Origin of the sequence: Terrisporobacter muris (genome assembly GCF_024621905.1) — a bacterium.
Classification (GTDB): domain Bacteria; phylum Bacillota; class Clostridia; order Peptostreptococcales; family Peptostreptococcaceae; genus Terrisporobacter; species Terrisporobacter muris.
The window spans coordinates 1-3,231 of record NZ_JANKBY010000364.1 but is presented as its reverse complement, the minus strand read 5'-3'; the positions used below and the strand labels follow the sequence as shown (position 1 = coordinate 3,231).

The following is a 3,231-nucleotide window of genomic DNA, read 5'->3' as shown; positions in this document are numbered from 1 at the left end:
CTCTATTATTATAACCATTAATTTTACTTATTATTATCATAAAAAATAGTTATTTTACTTATTATTTTAAACATATTATACTATTTTTGGAGATAAAACAATAAAAAGATAAGAAAGGAAAAATAAGACAACAATGGGAAGAAATATTATGACTAAAATAAAAGATATACTACCTGGTCTTTTGGTAGCAATTATGGTGGCAATTATTAGTATGTTTTTAGGAAAATTTGTACCATCCTTAGGGGCTGCTTCTATAGCCATTTTTTTAGGTATGTTTGTTGGTAATATATTTTTAAATCAAAAAGTTTTTCAAAGTGGATACAAATATTCTGAGTCTGATTTATTATCATATTCGATAGTTTTACTTGGAGCAACTCTTAGTATAAGTACAATTTCAGAAATAGGGTTTAGCGGAGTTGTTTTTATTATATTACAAATGACAGTTACTATTATAGGAACTATATATATAGGAAAAAAATTAGGATTTGGTGAAAACTTTAGATTTTTAATGGCAAGTGGTAATGCCGTTTGTGGTTCTTCTGCCATAGCAGCAACAGCGCCAGTAATAGATGCTAAGGATGATGAAAAAGGTATAGCAATAACAATAGTAAATGTTACAGGAATTATTTTAATGTTTGTATTACCTGCCATAGCTAAGTTTATATATAATAATGATTTACTACATACATCAGGCATGATAGGTGGTATATTACAATCTGTCGGACAAGTTGTTGCCAGTGGGGCTATGGTAAATGAAGGTGTTAAGGATCTTTCTACAATATTTAAAATAGTACGTATTATATTCTTAGTATTTGTAGTTTTTTCTTTTGGTCATATAAAAAATAAAAATAATAAAGAAATAATAAACGAAGAGATAGAAGAGGTTGAGGAGAAAAAAATAAAAGTACCATGGTATGTAATAGGATTTTTCATAATGTGTGGCCTATTTTCCGCTCATATAATACCAGATAGCTTATCAGCTATGTGCAAAGAAATAAGTCATGTATTAGAAATAATAGCCCTAGCAGCTATAGGACTTAGAGTTAATATAAAAGATTTAATTAAACAAGGAAAAAATGCATCATTGTATGGACTATTTGTAGGACTTTTACAAATTGTTTCAGCTATAGTTTTAATGGCTGTATTATTATAATTAAATAAAAAATTAGCTTCGAATATCTTGTCAAGATATTGGGACGTTGCTAAAGTTGATTGAAAGTCATATTAAAAATGTTATTTTAATATGACTTTTTTGATTACTTAAATTAAGAAAAAGTAAATGTGACGAAAATGTAAGTTAAAATGCCTATTATATTACTTAATCTTACGAAAATGTAAAGGCACCAGGAAAATAATTAATGTATACTATGCTTAGTTAAAAGATTGCGAGGTAATTAAAATGAAGGTATTAATATTTACAGGGGCATTTGGAATGGGTCACTACTCAGCAGCACAGGCTGTTAAAGAAGAAATATTAAAAGATAAACCAGAGGCAACAGTAATTATAATCGACATGATAGAGTATATATTTCCAAAACTTAGTAAAGTAATATACGATTGTTTCAATTTTATGGTTGATAAGTTTTCTTTAATTTATAATTGTTTTAATAAAGTTGTAGCAAAAAGAACTAGTGTACCACTTAAAAAATCAGTGACAAAAAAAATAGATTTATTATTAAAAAACAATGATGTGGACTTAGTAGTTTCTACTTTTCCTGCATGCTCTCAATATTTTTCTGCATACAAAAAAATGAGAAATTCTAATATTCCTCTTTATACTTATATTACAGATATATCTGTAAATGAGGAATGGATTAGTGAAAAAACAGATATGTATTTTGTAGGTAGTGAGATAACAAAAAAATCACTTTTGTGCAAAAGTGTGGAAAGTGATAAGATAGTAATTAGTGGAATTCCTATAAGACAAAAATTTAAGGAAGAAAAAATAATTGGAAAAATAAAAGATAAAAAAGAAGTATTAGTAATTGGTGGAGGCTTAGGCCTTATTCCATGTTCTTTGGATTTTTTAGAAAGTCTTTCAAAAGATGATAATGTAAAAATAACCTTTATTGCCGGAAAAAATAAAAAACTACTAGAACTTATAAAAAATCAGTACCCTAATATAGAGGCAATAGGTTATACTGATAAAGTTGATAAATATATGAAAAAAGCAGATTTGATAATTTCAAAATCTGGTGGAATAACATTATTTGAAGCTCTTTTTAGTGAAACGCCATTATATGTTATTAGACCATTTTTATATCAGGAAATAGGAAATGCTAAATATATACAAGATAGTTGTATTGGTAAAGTAGTATGGACTAAAGGTGTGGATATTTATGAAGATGTAACATCTTTGCTAAATAATGAACTGCTTTTAGAAAGTATGAAAGAAAATATACTACTTGAAAAAGAAAAATTACAAAGTGCATCACCACTTAATTACTATTATGGAGGGTTAAATGCATGTTATTAAAAATTATGATAATATTGGCAATAATATTGCTGTGCTATAGTATTGTGCCAACTTATCTATATAAACTTCAACATAAATTAACAAAGAAAAATAAGTTAAATGAAAAAGTACTTTATTTAACTTTTGATGATGGTCCAGATGAAAAGTATACATCTTGTCTTTTGGATTTGTTAAAAAAACATAATATAAAGGCAACTTTTTTTATGGTAGCAACTTTTGCTAAGAAAAATCCTATAATAGTAAATAGAATGAAAGAAGAAGGTCACTGTATAGCTCTTCATTCTTTTGAACATAAAAATGCATTATTTCAAAGTAAAGCATACACTTCTTATGATTTTGAACAAAGTGTAAAAACAATGAAGGAACTTGGTGTTGATGTGAAGTATTATAGACCTCCTTGGGGGCATTGCAATATATTTACAAATTATGAAGTAAAAAGGCACAACCTAACTAAAATATTGTGGGATGTTATGGCACAAGATTGGGAAGGTAATACAACAGCTGATATTATATGTGATAAATTATTAAGAAGAAGTAAAGATGGTAGTATAATATGTTTACATGATGGACGTGGCGAAAACGAGGCACCATCAAGAACTATAAAGGCCTTAGAAAAAGCAATTCCAATATGGAAGAAAGAAGGCTATAAATTTTTAATTATGGAGGATTATTATGAATAAAAAAGTTTCGCCAAAGAATATGTTAAAAAATGGTGGACTATTTATTGGGTTAATTTTATTAACCTTTTATATAAT

General features: G+C 27.2%; 3 protein-coding genes. All 3 read left to right on the top strand.

The features are described 5' to 3' along the window. Nucleotides 1-148 precede the first annotated feature (148 nt). The 3 genes from NSA58_RS17830 (at nucleotide 149) to NSA58_RS17820 (ending at nucleotide 3,156) form a co-directional block, all read left to right on the top strand. The gene (locus NSA58_RS17830; protein WP_139045042.1) at nucleotides 149-1,153 is read left to right on the top strand and encodes a YeiH family protein; all 1,005 of its coding nucleotides are present in this window, start codon (nucleotides 149-151) and stop codon (nucleotides 1,151-1,153) included. Between the two features lie 246 nt (nucleotides 1,154-1,399). After that, nucleotides 1,400-2,476, top strand: coding sequence for an MGDG synthase family glycosyltransferase (locus NSA58_RS17825; protein WP_074078874.1), 1,077 nt, complete (start codon nucleotides 1,400-1,402; stop codon nucleotides 2,474-2,476). Then, nucleotides 2,467-3,156 (top strand): polysaccharide deacetylase family protein, encoded by a 690-nt coding sequence (locus NSA58_RS17820; RefSeq protein ID WP_039679806.1) that lies wholly within the window; start codon nucleotides 2,467-2,469, stop codon nucleotides 3,154-3,156. The genes NSA58_RS17825 and NSA58_RS17820 overlap by 10 nt, the downstream gene beginning before the upstream one ends. Nucleotides 3,157-3,231 lie beyond the last annotated feature (75 nt).